The sequence below is a fragment of the Prosthecobacter fluviatilis genome (genome assembly GCF_042655725.1).
GTDB lineage: Bacteria > Verrucomicrobiota > Verrucomicrobiia > Verrucomicrobiales > Verrucomicrobiaceae > Prosthecobacter > Prosthecobacter fluviatilis.
On the sequence record NZ_JBHSMQ010000005.1, the window covers coordinates 143,503 to 159,253 of the forward strand.

General features: G+C 60.7%; 12 protein-coding genes. 4 read left to right on the top strand and 8 right to left on the bottom strand.

All coding sequences use genetic code 11. The features are described 5' to 3' along the window. Window positions 1-36 precede the first annotated feature (36 nt). Genes ACFQDI_RS14705 through deoC form a run of 3 tightly spaced genes read right to left on the bottom strand, consistent with a single transcriptional unit; the run spans window position 37 to window position 5,267 of the window. Window positions 37-4,005, bottom strand: coding sequence for a M56 family metallopeptidase (locus tag ACFQDI_RS14705; RefSeq protein ID WP_377168037.1), 3,969 nt, complete (start codon window positions 4,003-4,005; stop codon window positions 37-39). A 6-nt stretch (window positions 4,006-4,011) separates the two neighbouring features. After that, window positions 4,012-4,428: a BlaI/MecI/CopY family transcriptional regulator gene (locus tag ACFQDI_RS14710; protein ID WP_377168039.1), complete on the bottom strand. Its 417-nt coding sequence runs from the start codon at window positions 4,426-4,428 to the stop codon at window positions 4,012-4,014. Window positions 4,429-4,484: 56 nt separating this feature from the next. Next, a complete protein-coding gene (gene deoC / locus ACFQDI_RS14715; RefSeq protein WP_377168041.1) occupies window positions 4,485-5,267 on the bottom strand; it encodes a deoxyribose-phosphate aldolase in 783 nt (260 codons plus the stop codon). A gap of 79 nt (window positions 5,268-5,346) precedes the next feature. On the opposite strand from deoC, the gene ACFQDI_RS14720 reads away from it, so the two are divergent. Beyond that, window positions 5,347-6,138 (top strand): GntR family transcriptional regulator, encoded by a 792-nt coding sequence (locus tag ACFQDI_RS14720; RefSeq protein WP_377168043.1) that lies wholly within the window; start codon window positions 5,347-5,349, stop codon window positions 6,136-6,138. On the opposite strand, the gene ACFQDI_RS14725 is transcribed toward ACFQDI_RS14720, so the two are convergent. After that, on the bottom strand, window positions 6,034-7,467 hold the full coding sequence (locus ACFQDI_RS14725) for a PhoPQ-activated protein PqaA family protein (RefSeq protein WP_377168045.1): 1,434 nt from the start codon (window positions 7,465-7,467) through the stop codon (window positions 6,034-6,036). The genes ACFQDI_RS14720 and ACFQDI_RS14725 overlap by 105 nt on opposite strands. Before the next feature lie 108 nt (window positions 7,468-7,575). After that, the gene (locus tag ACFQDI_RS14730) at window positions 7,576-8,181 is read right to left on the bottom strand and encodes a peroxiredoxin (RefSeq protein WP_377168047.1); all 606 of its coding nucleotides are present in this window, start codon (window positions 8,179-8,181) and stop codon (window positions 7,576-7,578) included. 157 nt (window positions 8,182-8,338) lie between these two features. Between ACFQDI_RS14730 and ACFQDI_RS14735 the strand changes: the two genes are divergently transcribed. Both ACFQDI_RS14735 and ACFQDI_RS14740 read left to right on the top strand, forming a co-directional pair. Next, window positions 8,339-9,703, top strand: coding sequence for a Gfo/Idh/MocA family oxidoreductase (locus ACFQDI_RS14735; RefSeq protein ID WP_377168049.1), 1,365 nt, complete (start codon window positions 8,339-8,341; stop codon window positions 9,701-9,703). Between the two features lie 14 nt (window positions 9,704-9,717). Continuing rightward, window positions 9,718-10,584, top strand: a complete 867-nt coding sequence (locus tag ACFQDI_RS14740) for a right-handed parallel beta-helix repeat-containing protein (RefSeq protein WP_377168051.1) — start codon at window positions 9,718-9,720, stop codon at window positions 10,582-10,584. A gap of 25 nt (window positions 10,585-10,609) precedes the next feature. Here ACFQDI_RS14740 and ACFQDI_RS14745 read toward each other — a convergent pair whose 3' ends face one another. The 3 genes from ACFQDI_RS14745 to ACFQDI_RS14755 form a co-directional block, all read right to left on the bottom strand. Next, on the bottom strand, window positions 10,610-11,485 hold the full coding sequence (locus tag ACFQDI_RS14745; RefSeq protein WP_377168053.1) for a leucine-rich repeat domain-containing protein: 876 nt from the start codon (window positions 11,483-11,485) through the stop codon (window positions 10,610-10,612). Window positions 11,486-11,531: 46 nt separating this feature from the next. After that, window positions 11,532-12,968, bottom strand: coding sequence for a UTP--glucose-1-phosphate uridylyltransferase (locus ACFQDI_RS14750; protein ID WP_377168055.1), 1,437 nt, complete (start codon window positions 12,966-12,968; stop codon window positions 11,532-11,534). Between the two features lie 89 nt (window positions 12,969-13,057). Further along, window positions 13,058-13,819, bottom strand: coding sequence for a c-type cytochrome (locus ACFQDI_RS14755; RefSeq protein ID WP_377168057.1), 762 nt, complete (start codon window positions 13,817-13,819; stop codon window positions 13,058-13,060). 141 nt (window positions 13,820-13,960) lie between these two features. Between ACFQDI_RS14755 and ilvD the strand changes: the two genes are divergently transcribed. Continuing rightward, complete coding sequence (gene ilvD / locus ACFQDI_RS14760) at window positions 13,961-15,679, top strand: dihydroxy-acid dehydratase (RefSeq protein ID WP_377168059.1); 1,719 nt, start codon at window positions 13,961-13,963, stop codon at window positions 15,677-15,679. Window positions 15,680-15,751: the final 72 nt, after the last annotated feature.

Below are 15,751 nucleotides of genomic sequence, written 5' to 3' on the forward strand. Positions count from 1 at the left end.
CCGTGAGCAGGATCGGCCAAGAAAAAGGCTGATCACCTACTTTTCCGCCACCTTGATTTCCAGAGGCCCGCTTTTTTCCGTGTCTTCAAAGGAGACCGTCGCAGTCCCCCAGCGTGGATGCAGGGTTTTCGGATCCATCCAGAAAACCTGGCAGTAAGTCCTGCCAGCAGGCCGGTTTTCCAGCATCACCTCTCCCTTCTCATTGGCCACCGTCAGCCTGCTCATCCACCCTGTCTTCATAAACTGGGCCAGTCTTCCGGCATCTTCGGCATGCATGTTCTCCCGGCTGGTCGAAAGCAGGCCGATGCCCGGCGCCTCCACCTGCACGGTGGCACCGACCGCCGGACTGCCATCAGGCAGCAGCACGCGCAGACTCCGCCGAATGCATGGCTTGGTTGACAGCGTCACCATGGTTTTCTCGGCCGAGCCGCGGATATCCACTATTGCAGTGCTGTCGATGTTCAGCGGGCCCGTGGTCATCCAGCCTTTGCCCAATCCTCTCAGGGTGACCATGCCACGTGGCATGCCCTTGAAACGAAAACGCCCGTCCGGCCCCACCGGCGCCCATGCAGTCCATGGGACATTCGGCGGGTTTCCTTTCATGACCTCGTTTGTCACCTCTTGAGGTTTGACGTAAACATTCGCCACCACTCCACCAGTGCCTTCATCATCGGCAGGCAGTCCTTCGATCTTGCCTTCAATCTCCACCCCGGGCTCAAGCTTCAACGTTTCTCTGACTTCCTGGCCACGGTCCTTCTGGGTGCCAATCGCCTGGGAAAACAGCACCCTCCCCTCAGCAGTGGTGCCTTGCACAATGAAGTGCGTACGATGCTCCAAGGCCAGCCTTCCTTTGAGCTCCCCTCCCTCCAAAGTCAGCTTCTCCTGAAGCAATCCTGCACTGGTGCTCGCCACCCAGTGCGTGGCCGGAGTGGAAACTGCGAGTCTCACGGGTGTCTCGGGATAGACCCGCAGTTTGTACTTTCTGCAGTCCATCATGGTGGTGATTCGCGCCTTAGCCCCGTCTGGTGCTGTTCCTGCCACCTGAACGCCGGAGGCTCGTTTTCCTGCCGCAGGATTGCGTGGAAAAGACAGGATCGCTTTTCCATGATCGTCGCTCACCATTTGCACGGACCGTCCTTGGGCGCTGGCCAGATTCATCGGCACATGCGCATAGTCCACCAGGTCGAGAATTTCGATCTTCACCCCCGGTACCGGTTTCTCCTCAGCATCAATTGTGGTCACCTCTATTTTCCCCTCAGGCCCTTCGCTGAAAACCGCTGATTCCAGCATTGCAGCATCGCTTGCTGAACGCGGCTTAGGCGTGAGGTCTTCTTTTGTGATGACAATATCCGGCACCTGCAACGGTGCCTGGTCCGCACCCGCCGTTATCTGAAATCTCACCCACCGCCCCACATCCCGGGCCATTTCCATTCCCGTGTTCCTCGGTATCACGCTCACGCTTAGTTCATAGGTTCCCGGCGGCAGATCTTCAGTGATATAGCGTCCCTCCTTGTCAGGCGTCGTCATGATGGACACCGGCAAGCCTTGGGAGATGATGGAAAAGTGGCAGCTATAGTCATCCCCTCGAAGTGCAAAGCCCTCAGGCAGGACAATGCGTCCTTGTACGGCCCGCACCCCGCCCTCTCGCCGAATCGCCAGGTTCATCCCTAGCGTGATCTGCCTCACCTTTTGCGCCCCTGTTCCCACAGTGATCGGCCCGACTGGCAGATATTCTTTTTTTATCTTAACCCCGTCAATGGTCACGCCGTTGAATGTCGCACCAGGAAGCAGGTGGTCGATCTTGTACGCACCGCCGATGTCCGTGGTGACCTTGATGTTGTGGACTATCTTGAGTGTGTCCTGCCTGGCCAGCAGATCAGGATCTCCTTTGGCATGAATGAACAGCGTCGCATCTGCCAGCGGACTGCCGTCACTACGAATGATCTTTCCGCTCATGGAGACCCATTTTTCCAGCCGGAAGACCACCCCCGCCTTCAAATCGGCTGCGCGCATGCGCGCAAATCCGGCCTTGGGATGCATGGCCACCACCCACAGTTTGTCCTTCAGCAGGGGGTCGGCTTCAGGCATCTGCACGCTTCCATCACCTTTGGAGTAGTCGAGGCTGATAAAAAATTTGCCCTGCGTCATGTTAACCCGGTCACTGGATCGCATCATTTCCAAGGTGATTGGCTTGAAGCTTTCGTCGAGCCTCACAGCATCCTCCACGACCCAGACCATCGCGTCTTTGACGGGCTCGCCCAACGCGTCCACCACTTTGCCGGGGACGCGCTGTGCAGGCTCCAAGGCGGCGTCAAATTCCGCGTCGTGCCCCGAGAACTTGATCGCTCTGGACTGCACGGTCATGTCAGGAGCCCAGGCTCGCACGATGATGCCGTTCACATCCGCCACTTTCACCGGCAGGCGGTATTCTCCAGCTTCATTCGTATGGGCAAACGGATGTTTCCAGTCATAACGGCTCACAATGGCGACCTTGTTTTCCACCCCAAAGAAAACGCGGGCGTCTTTGATGGGTCTGCCATCGCGCTTGTCCGTGATCTTGCCTCGGATCCAAGAAACTCCGGGCAGCACAAGCCGTCGCTCCTGACTCACGCTGACTCCCGAAAAAACGATGAAATTGGACTCAGCATACTCGCTATGTCTGGCGCGCAGGTTAAGCGAGGCCGCCTTTGGCACGTCTTCAAAGACAAACTTACCGTCAGCCCCCGTCACCCGCTCCAGACTTTCAGAGCGGCTGAGCTGATTGATGGATATTTTCACCACGGCTCCGCTCACCGGCTTGTCCTTTTCGTCCACCACGATGCCCCTTACCACTGTCGTTGCCAGATTGTCCGCCGGAGTCTCTGCGGTCACCTTTTTTGCATCTTCCGCAGGTGAGCGCGTGAGTCCTACAGCCGCCAGCACTATGAAAGCCGCCATGCCGACAAGCCAGCGCGTGCGCCGTCCTCGTGCAATGTCCATCAAGCCCTCAATGCGACGGCGCAGATCGTTCTTGTTTTCAGAGATGCCCAGCAGCGTGGCCGAGGCCAGCCAGATCATCCAACCCGTGGTGCCAAATCGTGTGAAGCCCAGCAGCATCTCTCCAAACCGGTGCGCCTCGGTGACATCGGTGCAGCTCAGGGCGTGCGCATCTGCTGCCATCTCCGCCTCCGCGCGCAGCCGCCGAGCCGCCATCCACACCAGGGGGTTGAACCAATGAACAGCGATCACGCAGGACGAAAGAACCTGCGCCCAAAGATCATGCCTTTTGAGATGCGCCAGCTCATGAAGCAGGATCAGCTTCAAAGTGGCGGCATCTCTCCCAGCCGCCACCTGCCTGGGCAGCAGGATCACCGGATTTAGCAGGCCAAACAAAGAAGGAGCGCGCACCGCTTCCGTCACCAGCAGCCTTGGCACGCGCCGGACACCGGCCATGCGACACGCCTCAAGTAAAACGCTGCTGATTTCGCTGAACGCCTCGCTCGCATCCCGGCGGATGCGTCGCTGCAGCCGAAGATGCAACGCCACCATCGCCAAGACCACCGTAAGGGCTCCGCAGAGCCAGACAGCGAAAAGTTTTTGCGCCAACGACCAGGAAGGTGCTTGATCTGCTGCCAGCACGGAAATTTCGCTGCTAGCGGGCAGAGCCTGGGCCGCTGCTGACATCAGGGGCTGTGGTGCATTGCTTGCCATGATTGCGGAGGTTTCACCACCTTGCTCCAGGGGCGCTTCAAAGACACCGGACTCGACTTCATGGGGTGTCGCTCCTGGCGCGATCAGTGCTGGCACATCCACCAGCCCGTCCAGCGAGCCGGAAAAAAGTCCAAGGTCTGGCACCGTAAAGCGCAGCAGAACTAGGAGCCAGAGGCCATGGCGCCACGCAGCCGAGAGATGATGCCGCAGCAGCAGCACCACCGCCCCAGCCACCAGCGTCAGGAGAGCGCCCTTCCAAGTTAAAAGCATTAACGATTGAAGCCACAGTTCGATGAGGTGGGTCAGCGTGTTCATAAAGGTTCATGCGTTGGGTTTGATCTGGTCCAGCAGCGCCTTAAGTTCGGCGATGTCCTTCTTCGACAGCGAGTGATGCTCCGCCACATGCGCCACCAGCGGCTGTAGCGCCCCGCCAAACATCCGCTCCACAAAGCTGCGCGTCTCCTCCGCCACGCAGGCGCTTCGCTCCACCGCAGGACTGTAGAGAAAGCGGTTCCCCTGCGGCTCGGTGACCAGCGCACCCTTGCTCGTAAGCCGGGCCAGCAGTGTCACCACCGTGGCACGCTTCCAGCCCCTGCCTTCCTCCAGCAGGGCCACGATCTCCTGCGAGGTCCGTGGGGACTTCTCCCACAGCAGCTCCATGATGTCCCACTCAGCCTCCGTGATGGCTACCGCCTCAGCAGCCGGAGGCGAGGATTTCTGAACACGTCTTTTGCTCATGACTACAACTGTAGTCATATTTGCTTACATTTGTAAACAACTATTTTAATGACCGCTTAATACCCACCCGCACCAATCTTTCCTTCCAGCCCGTCCAGCGTGCCCGCCGCCTCCCGCTTGCGATACTCCTCCATCATCGCCACCGTCGCGGAGGCACCGCAGCGCGAACCACCCAGGTCACGCACTTTGACGAGTCCCGCCAGATCACGCACACCACCCGCCGCCTTCACCTGCACCTTCGGGCTGCATGCAGCGCGCATCAGCGCCAGATCATGCTCCGTGGCCCCCTTGTAGTTGTAGCTGCCGTCCGCCTGCTTCACAAAGCCGTAGCCCGTGCTCGTCTTCACCCAGTCAGCGCCCGCCTTCTCGCAGATCTCGCACAGCTTGCGCTTCAGGCCATCGCTGCTCAGCCCCGCTCCGCCGTTGGTCAGGAAGTCGTTTTCCAAAATCACCTTCACCTTCGCGCCATGCTTGTGGGCTTCATCACAGACCGCCTTCACATCAGCCTCCACATAGCCCCAGTCTCCACCCAGCGCCTTGCCCAGGTTCACCACCATGTCGATCTCCTTGGCCCCGTCCTTGCAGGCCAGCTCGGTCTCATAGCGTTTCGACTCCGTCGTGCTGTTCCCATGCGGAAAGCCGATCACGCAGCCCACGATCACGTCAGAGCCCTTCAGCCACTCCACCGCCTGCCTCACCGCATAGGGCTTGATGCACACCGAGGCCACCTGGTACTGCACCGCCTGTTTGCACCCGGCCTCCAGTTCCGCATCCGTCATCGTCGGGTGCAGCAGGCTGTGGTCGATCATCTTGGCGAGTTCAGAATAGCTGTATTTCATGGTGGATTGATTGGCTTAGCCATTTTCTAAATTGGCTTAGCCACTTATCAAAGGCCGTTTTTGTCTCAGATTGCGCCCCGTGGCCAGACCGGCGTCCTTTCATGAACAACTGATCGAAAAGCTGCGGAAACTCCTCCGCAGCCGCCAGTTCACGCCCGGAGCCAAGTTCCTCACCGAGCGCGAGATCGCCCTGCGCTTGGGCACCAGCCGCCCCACCGCCAACAAGGCCCTCAGCAGCCTCGTCTCCACCGGCCTGCTGGAATTCCGCCAAGGCGCTGGCATCTTTGTGCGCGCGAGCGTCCTGGACTACGATCTTCAGCGCCTCGTCAGCTTCACAGAGAAAGCCGCCGCCGCCGGGAGAAAGCCCGGCACCCGCGTTCTTGCCTTCCGGAAAATCACCGCCGCAGACGCACCTGCCGTCGTCATGCACGCACTGAAGGCACAGCCCTCCGATCCACTATTCTTCATCGAGCGCGTCCGCCTCGCCGTCGGCTCCCTCTACGCCTTCTGGACCAAGAAGTGCCGCCTCACCATCTCCGGCGCCGATGAATCCATCCGTGCCGTAAACGCCACCGCACCCAAGGCCGCCGCCCTCGGCATCTCTCCACACACCGCCTGCCTCCTCGTCATCACCACCGGCTTCCTCGCAGCCAGCACTCCCCTCTGGCACGAGGAAACCCTCTACTGCAGCGACGTCTACGAATTCCGCAACCAACTCGGCGGCCTCTCAGCCCCCAAGCCGCACTCGGACACATGCGCTGAGACTCTACTCCAGCCGGATCTCCGGACTCGAAACCGTCAGCGTGCTGCCGTTTTCCTCCTGCGCGTGCACCGTGATCAAATCAATCGTCTTCACCTCTCCCTCGATTGAGATCTCACCGCTGTAGGCATCAGCTCCGCCTTCTTTCAGCGGCGCTGAGGCCCACGCATCAAACTCCATCGCAATCGAGTAATCCGGATGCCGGTTCACCGACCACCACACCGTGTTCTCCTGCGGCTCGCTGCCATCTGGAAAAACCACCTTCACCGCCAGCTTGTGCGCTGCCTTATCCCACTTCGCGGTCACCTTCGGCGGAGCCACCATATGCCGTGTGCCAAAGAAGTGATGAAGCGCAAACGCGCGCAAGTTCTCATCCACCTCCGGCATGCCTCCCACCGATTTCACAAATCCCGCCTCCTTCGCACCGCCATGCTGCCCTCCCGGCACAATGAAAACCGGCAACTGCGGAAACTTTCTCCCCAGTTCCACCAGCCCCGGGCTCACATTGTCATTGGAGCCCTGGTTGTAAAAAACCTCCGTGCCACGCTTCTTCAGCACGTCCAGGTAGTTCGTCGTCCGGCACGCCTCCCACGCGGCATTGCAGGCTGTCTTCATCTCCGCGTCGCTCCACCCCGCATCCCGTGCCATCTTCACCGTGATCCGCTCATCCGATCTCGCCTTCTGGCGGATCAGCAGCTTCTCACGCCCCACCGGGTCTGACATCTTCGCGATGAATTCCTCGTTCATCTTCGTGATCTCCGGTGCCAGCATGCCCTCCACATAGGGGCCTCCAGGACTCTCGATCACCGGCGCCACCACCGGCATGATGGCAGTCACCCGGTCATCTGCGATCCCCGCCGCCGCCGTGGCCACCCCGCGCTTCGAGCCTCCCGTGGCGAGCACCTTCTTCGGTTGAAACACCTCCTTCTCCGCCACCGCCGCCGTCAGCGCCCGCATGTCGCTGATGCCCCAGATCCACGCAGGTGTGTAGCGCGTGTCCTTCGTCTGGATGAAATGCTCCTCCATCATCAGGTGCAGCTTCCCCACCGGCTCCATGTCATTGATCGGCACCATCCCGATGAGCACGATGCCCACGCCCTGCTCTTTGAGCAGCCGCAGCTTGGCCCCTGCCACCGCCGCAGGCTTCATCTGCAGCCCCGTGTTCTCGATGATCACATTCGTGCACACACCCGAGGCAGGCGCGAGGAAGGTCACCGGCAGCCTCACTTTCAGCCCCGGCCACCACTCGCACACCGTGATCTCCACCAGCTTCTGCCGTATCGCCGCATCCTTCGGGTTCGCATGCCAGTCCATGATCACCTTCGTCTCCAGGTTCCCCGTGTCCCTGATCGAGGCCATGTCATACTTCCCGATGGTGATCTCCGCAAAAGCCGGAGCGAGGGAGAAAAGAAATGAGGCAAGGAGAATGGCACGTTGCATGCCTCACACTACGTCCACCGCAGCCATGTTCTGCCATCCTTAAAGCTCAAAATAAAAACAGCCTTGCGGAGCTCATCCGCAAGGCTGCAAAATCAGCTGTCAGTCACCTCAGCCGTTCATCACCGAGGCCACATTGCCCACGATGTCCTTGCCCGGCTTCAGCGTCTTGGAGCCCGGCGTCCACTTCGCAGGGCAGGCCTCGCTAGGGTTCGCCATCAGGTGCACATTGGCTTCCATCTTGCGCACCAGTTCACCGGCATCGCGGCCCACGTTGTAAAAGTTCACTTCGGAGGAGACCAGCTTTCCTTCAGGATTGATGATGAAGGTGCCGCGCAGTGCCAGACCAGTGGCGCTGTCATACACGCCAAAGAGGCGGCTCACCGCGCCCGTCGTGTCGGCAGCCAGCGTGTACTTCACGTTCTTCATGAGGCCTTCCGTGTTGCGCCACACCATGTGGGCAAACTTCGTGTCCGTGGACACCGCGATCACATGCGCGCCCAAGGCGGCCAGCTTCTCCTGTTGGTCGGCCAGGTCCGCCAGCTCCGTCGGGCATACGAAGGTGAAGTCCGCAGGATAAAAGACGAGGACGGTCCATTTGCCGGCCTTCTTGATGTCAGCAAGGGAGACCTTGCCGAAGTCACCATGTGCAGGCTCGTAAGTTTCCATTTCAAAGTCGGGCACATTGGAGCCGACCGAGGCGAGAGTTGTTTCCATGAGTGAGTATGCGGGGTGGTGGGGTTGCAGGCGCTTCTGATTACGCCAGGACCGCGACCTTTGCCGCCCAAAAGTCCCGGGTCAAACACTAAGGCAAAGCGTTTGCACATCCTCGGCACCGTTTGAAATCTGTCCGCTGATTCTCCGTTAAACCCTCATGTCCACCCAACCCCGCCGCCACTTCCTCAAGACTGCCGCCCTCGCTTCTCTCGCAGGCCCCAACATCCTCCGCGCCGCCGACAACAAGCAAAAGATCCGCGTCGCCTGCGTCGGCATCGGCAACATGGGCAATGGCGCGGTGCAGGCATCCCAGGGCGAAGAAATCGTCGCCTTCTGCGATGTGGACTGGCGCGACCTCGGCGGCCGCAGCGCTGCAGAGATTGCCAAAAAGCACCCCACCGTCCCCAAGTTCACCGACTTCCGCGAGATGCTCGACAAAAAGGGCTCCGAAATCGACGCCGTCCTCATCTCCACTCCCGACCACACCCACTTCGCCGCAGCCATGGCCGCCATGCAGGCAAAGAAACACGTCTTCGTGCAGAAGCCCCTCGCCCACAATATCTGGCAGGTCCGCACCCTGCTAAAGGCCGCCAAAAAATACGGCGTGCAGACCGTCATGGGCAATCAAGGCCACTGCTGGGAGGGCATCCGCCTCGTCAAAGAATGGTTTGAAGCCGGTGTCCTCGGCGAGGTGCGCGAAGTCCACTGCTGGACCGACCGCCCCATCAGCAAAGTCGGCTTTTTGAAGCAGTTCCCCACCCAGATCCCTGCCGGCGAACCCGTTCCCAAAGACGTGGACTGGCAGCTCTGGCAGGGCCCCGTCGCAGAGGCCGAATACAGCGCGCAGTACCTGCCGGCATTCTGGCGCGGCTGGTGGAACTACGGCTGCGGCGGCCTTGGCGACATCGGCTGCCACTGCCTCGATGCGCCCTTCTGGACCCTCCAGCTCGGCATGCCCGAGAAAGTCGAGGTCGTCCAGCAGCAGCCTGGCGACTTCAAAGGCTACACCGCTCCTAAATCCCACATCATCTTCCACTTCGCCGCACGCGGCACCATGCCCTCGGTGCAGATCCACTGGTATGAAGGCGGCCTTCTCCCAGAGGCCCTCCCTGGCATGACCAAAGGCCTCCCCGACAACGGCATGATCATGAAAGGCAGCAAGGAGACGCTCTTCTCCGAAGGCATGCGCGTGCAGAGCCCCCAGCTCTGGCCACGCGAGCGCATGACGCCCATCATCGACATCCTCCGCCGCAAGCCCCTCCCCCGCTCCATCGCTGGCGAGCCCATCGGCGAGCTCTTCGCCGCCATCCGCGGCACCATCCCTCACGCAGGCTCCCACTTCGACTACGCCTGCCCCCTCACCGAACTCGTCAGCACCGGCGTCATGGCGATCCGCTCTGGCAAGACCATCGAATGGGACGCCGAAAACATGAAGGTCAAAAACGCCCCCGAATTCGACGCCTGGATCAAAGAACCTGTCCGCGACGGCTGGAGCTATGGCGAAGACCTCTGGAATGCTTAAAGAAGCACACACGCATGCACCGCCTCCTCATCTTTCTCGCCCTCGCCTTCACCGCTTACGCCCAGGAAACCCGCCACACCCCACTGACTCTCACGCAGGGCGGCACTCCGGACAAACCCGCCGTCTTCGACGGTCATGGCTTGATCATCGATCTCGGCATCGACGTCACCTCCCACGACTGGGAAAAGCACGGCGATCTCTGGACCTCCCGCGGCCCCTTCGAAAAACACCCGCCCATAGATGACGTCCAGCGTGCCGCGCTCTTCATCGAGGAGGTCCCCATCCGCATCGTTCGAGACCGTGCCGCCGAACAAAAAAGCGGTGAAAAAGGCAAGGTCATCTTCGCAGCACCAGAGACGCTTCAGACCGGCCAGATGGGTTTCAAAGCCGATGGCTCCATCTACTTCCGCTGGCCCGCAGGCAAGACACCCGGCTCAGCCAAAATCTACCTGCCGCCTGAAGGGCTGGCCAGCGGCGTCAACATCGCCTGCTCCTACATCACAATCAAAAACATCACCGCCCTGCACGCCGCCAACGACGGCTTCAACATCCACGGCCCCCGCGTCGGCATCCGCTTGGAAAACGTGAAAGCTTTCTCCAACGGCGACGAAGGCATCAGCGCCCACGAAACCGTGCAGATGGACGTCTTCGATTCCGAGATCGCCTGGAACGGTTCCAATGCAGGTGGTGTGGCCGACGTCAACGACTGCGTCACCACCTACACCAATTGTGAGGTCCATCACAACCTCGGCGCAGGCTTCTTCCTAGAAGGCAAATACCACCGCATCACCCACTGCCTCATCCACCACCAGTCACTAGACATCGCTGTGCGCGGAGACGCAGTGGTTGAGCAACATGACAACGAGTGGCGAAAACCGTAAGCCCGCGCCTTCGCACACCCGCCCCTCACAGCCGCAGCTTCTTCACCAGCAGCGCCTCCTTCTCCTCCGCGCTCATCTCTTTCCACTCCACCTTGCACTCCGGCAGCGCCGCCTTCACCGCATCCACATCCGCTTCCGAAATATCCACCGTCTCAAGCTTCAGTCGCTTCAGCTTTGGCAGTCCCTTGAGCTGCGGAATGATCTTCGCGCTCAGCCTCGCCTCCGTCAGCTCCAGAGACTCCAGCGTCTTCAGCTTCCCCACCACCTCCATCGTGGATTCATCAAAGCTCACCGGCGTATCCTTTCCCCACTCCGGCAGCCGCTGGCCCAGCCTCAGCGCCGTCAGGTTCGTCAGCTTCAGCAGCGCCGCATTCCCGGTCTGCGTCTGCGCCGTGTGCCACGTCCGAAATTCCTTGATCTGCGACAGCTGCCCGATCGCCTCCATCGCAACATCCCCCGCTGTCGATCCCGCAAACGTCAGCCTCTCCAGCTTCGGCAGCGCCTTCAGCTCCGCCAATCCGCTCCCCGTAAAATCCTTCGAGCGAAACGCCGGGTGGAAAAACGCCAGCGACTTCAGATTCTGAAACGCCGCAAAATGCTTGTACCCCGCATCTGTCAGCTGGATGCCGTCCGTGCTCAGCATCTCCAGCGACTTCAGCCCCGTCAACAGAGCCATCGTCTCATCCGTGATCGTCTTCCCGCTGATGCTCAAATTCTTGATCGTCGCAAAACTCCCCAGCGTCCGGAAATCATCCGCCGTGAATGCATCACACTTCACCTGCACTTGCGTCACGACGCCTCCCGCCTCCGTCACCTTCGCCCCCAGCTTCTGCAGCGCCGCCACATCAGCCGAGCAAAGACCACCACAAAGCAAACCGAACATCAGCAGGAAGAGTTTCATACCCCCATCTCAAATCATAAATCAAAAATCGTAAATCATAAATTCATCACCCCACGCTGATCGGCCCCTCATGCACCCCCGCATGCAGCTTCACCGCCGCCTGCGTGTGATTGTGGATCACCACATCACCTTTGAAGACCACATTCGCCCCGCATTCCACCGGCCCATGCACCAGCAGGCTGCGGCAGTGCAGCAGGCTCGGCGTGTGGGGAAAGTTATGCTCCAGCCCGTCCACCAGCTTGCACAGCTTCTGGTCCAGATGCAGGTGCGGCGGCTGCCCGTTGCGGCTGGGGTGCAGCCTCAGACAGAAGTCCTCCGTCAGTTCATAGGCATCAGACCTCACCGCCAGCAGATCGCTCGTCGTTTTCACCGGCGCAAACCGCACGCGCGAAACTTCGATCGCACCCGCTCCTTCAAAACACTCGATCGCCGCACCCATCGCCGTCTCCAGCTGCACCACTGCGGGCGAGCTGCCATCACGCGGATCCACCGTCTTTTTGTTCATGATCGGCGGCAGCGGGATCAGTCCGTCATTCGCCTCCAGCGCCGCCTGCAGCGCCTGCAGGTCGATCCATAGGTTGTTCGTGTTGAAATACCGGTGCTCGTCAATGTTCTGAAACAGGTGCTCGTCAGACTTCGGGCATTGCGCCGACTCACGCAGCAGAAAGCGCCCGTCGCTCAGCCTCACAGCCAGGTGCCCGCCCTTTTTGTCAGACTCCGTACGGCGCGTCACCTCCATCGCAAACGGCATCCCGCTGTCCGCAAACCACGCCAGGATCGCCGGGTCCAGCGTGGCACCCAGGTTGTCCGAGTTCGACACAAATGCATACCTCACTCCGCTGCCCAGCAGCCGCTCCAGCCAGCCAGATCCGGCCAGGCATGCATAGATGTCCCCATGCCCTGGTGGGCACCACTCGGCATCCGGGCTCGCTGCCCAGGTCGCAGGCTCCAGGCTGCCCGCCAGCACCTTCGGCACCTTGTTCTGCATCAGCTCCCACGTCTCCGTTCCGCCCAGCTGCGGAAAGCGCTTTGCCAGATGCGCCGCCGTGTCCGCCGAGGTGCTGAAACTGTTCATCAGCATAAACATTGGCACCTCGCCACCGGTCTTCGACCGCAGCAGCAGGATCTGCCTCGCGATCAAATCTAGAAACGTGTCCTCTCCCCGCACCGGCAGCAGCGACTTCGCCTTCTCCAGCCCCATGCCCGTGCCCAGTCCGCCGTTCAGCTTGATCAGCACCGTCTGCTTCAGCAGCTCCGCCGCACGTTCTGCGGCCGGTGCTTTCAGATCATCCGCACGCGGCAATTTCTGCGCTGGCTTGATCGTCGTCTCAGGGATCATGCCCGTCTCTCCCGCCAGCAGCGCCGCATAGCTGCCCCGAAAGGCACGGATCGCGGATTCATTCAGGCCCTCGGCCTGCATCTTCTGTCGAAATGGGGCAAACGCTGCTTCAAGGCTCTCGGATGTAAGGGGGGGATGACTCATGCAGCCCCCACGCTAAAGTTAACCATCTGCCGAGGCAAACAAACATTCGTAAGACAACTCGCACCATCCACTCCCCGTCCGATTGCCCCTCACAGCACCGGCACAGACGGCAGCCGGATGCTCAGAAGATACGCGATGATCTCCCACCGCTGCTCTGCCGAAAGCGTCGCCTCAAAGCTCACCATCGGTGTCCCATTCAGCCCCGTGGCCAGCACCCGGAAGAGATCTGCCGGCCCGTCCCCACAGCGCGGATGCGGCTGCCTCAGATCCGCAGGCGCAGCCGGCAGGCCCCAGATATCCTTCAGCGCCACCGCCGCAGCCCCCTTGCCATCCGCCTTCTCGCCGTGGCACGCCATGCAGTTTGCCATAAAGAGCTTCTTCCCAGCCTCCGCGCGCATCTTCAGCGCCTCCGGTTTTTGAAACCACTCCGGCTCGGTGGGAAACTCCATCGCAGGCGCATAGTTCTCCTCCTTCTTCCACCGGCGCGAAAACGATTTCACATACACGATCACCGCTTCTATCTCGTCCGCCTGCAGATGGCTGAAAATCCCCATCGCCGTCCCGCTCAACCCGTGCGTGATCGTCCGCCGCAGATCATCATCCGTCGGCAGCTTGCCATACGGCGTCGTGCGGAATTTAAACATCCCCTCCCGGAACGATCTCGGCTTCGGCTTCAGCGTCGGGCTCATTTCCCCGTTGCCATCCCCGCGCGGCCCATGGCACACCACGCAGTTCCGCTCATACACAAACTTCCCCTGCATATAGAGGTTGAAGTCCAGCGGCACAGCCCCGTCCGCCGCTCTCAGCGCAGCAGCCAGGGCCAGAAAAACAAAGATGCATCGAAAATACAAGTTCACCCTTTCCTTATCGCTCTTTACGCGCCGGAAACCACACCACGATTGCCATTTCCTGCGCCTGTCCTGCCCTCAAAGGCAGCTTGCGTCACCGGGCATGTCTGCCATTTTGCGTGCTCGTTTTAATCCTACTCAGCCATGCCCAAGAAAGCCTCCGCCGCCAAATCCGACCTCCATCGCAAACACAGCGCCATCGTCGTCGATGGAGTGGACCGCGCCGCCTCCCGCGCCATGCTGCACGCCGTCGGCTTCAAGCGCGAGGACTTCAAAAAATCCCAGATCGGCATCGCCTCCCTCTGGAGCATGGTCACCCCGTGCAACATGCACATCGACCGCCTCGCCAAGGAGGCCGCCAAAGGTGCGGACGCCGCCGGTGGCAAGAGCGTCATCTTCAACACCATCACCATCTCCGACGGCATCTCCATGGGCACCGAAGGGATGAAATACTCCCTCGTCTCCCGCGAAGTCATCGCTGACTCCATCGAAACCGTCGTCGGCTGCGAAGGCATGGACGGCTTCGTTGCCATCGGTGGCTGCGATAAAAACATGCCCGGCTGCCTCATGGCAATGGCCCGCCTCAATCGCCCGAGCGTCTTCGTCTATGGCGGCACCATCCTCCCCGGCTGCGTCGGCCCCGAGAAAAAAGACGCCGACATCGTCACCGTCTTCGAAGCCGTCGGCAAGCACGCCAACTGCCAGATCAATGACAAGGAGCTCATCGACATCGAGCAGCACGCCATCCCCGGCGAAGGCTCCTGCGGCGGCATGTACACCGCCAACACCATGGCCTCCGCCATCGAGGCCCTCGGCATGAGCCTCCCCAATTCCGGCGCTCAGTCCGCCGTCGGCACCGACAAGCTCATCGACTGCTTCGACGCCGGCGCCGCCGTCATGAACATGATCAAGAAGGGCATCACCCCTCGCGACATCATGACCAAGGAGGCCTTCGAAAACGCCATCACCCTCATCATCACCCTCGGCGGCTCCACCAATGCCGTCCTCCACCTCATCGCCATGGCCCACAGCGCCGGTGTGAAGCTGGGCATCGAAGACTTCGTCCGCATCGGCAAGAAGACCCCCGTCCTCGCGGACCTCAAGCCCAGCGGCAAATACTTCATGAACGACCTCGTCAAGATCGGCGGCACCGTCCCCCTCATGCGCATGCTCGTCGCTGAAGGCCTCATGCACGGCGACTGCCTTACCGTCACCGGCAAGACCATGAAGGAGAACATGAAAAACTCCAAGATCGTCTGGCCCAAAGATCAGCAGATCGTCCGCCCGCTCAGCGCCCCCCTCAAGAAGGACAGCCACCTCGTCATCTTCAAAGGCAACCTCTGCCCCGAAGGCGCCGTCGGCAAGATCTCCGGCAAGGAAGGCCTCAAGTTCGAAGGCAAGGCCATCGTCTTCGAATCCGAAGAGACCGCCCTTCAGGCCATCCTCAATGACAAGGTTAAAAAAGGCCACGTCATCGTCGTCCGCATGGAAGGCCCCAAAGGCGGCCCCGGCATGCGTGAAATGCTCTCCCCCACCTCCGCCATCATGGGCAAGGGCCTCGGCAAGGACGTCGCCTTCATCACCGACGGCCGCTTCAGCGGTGGCAGCCACGGCTTCGTCGTCGGCCACGTCACTCCGGAGGCCTTCGTCGGCGGCCCCATCGCCATCATCAAAAATGGCGACCCCATCACCATCGACGCCGAAAAGCGCGCCATCACCCTCGGCATCCCAGCCAAGGAACTCAAGGCCCGCCTCGCCAAGTGGAAGCAGCCCAAGCCCCGCTACACCCGCGGCGTCCTCGCCAAATACGCCAAGCTCACCACCAGCGCCAGCCAGGGCGCGGTCACCGACTTCGGTCTGTAATCGGCATCAGCAACGCATCCTTCTCTCCGGCATGAAGCATTCCTTCATGCCGGATTTGCGTACAGCGCACCG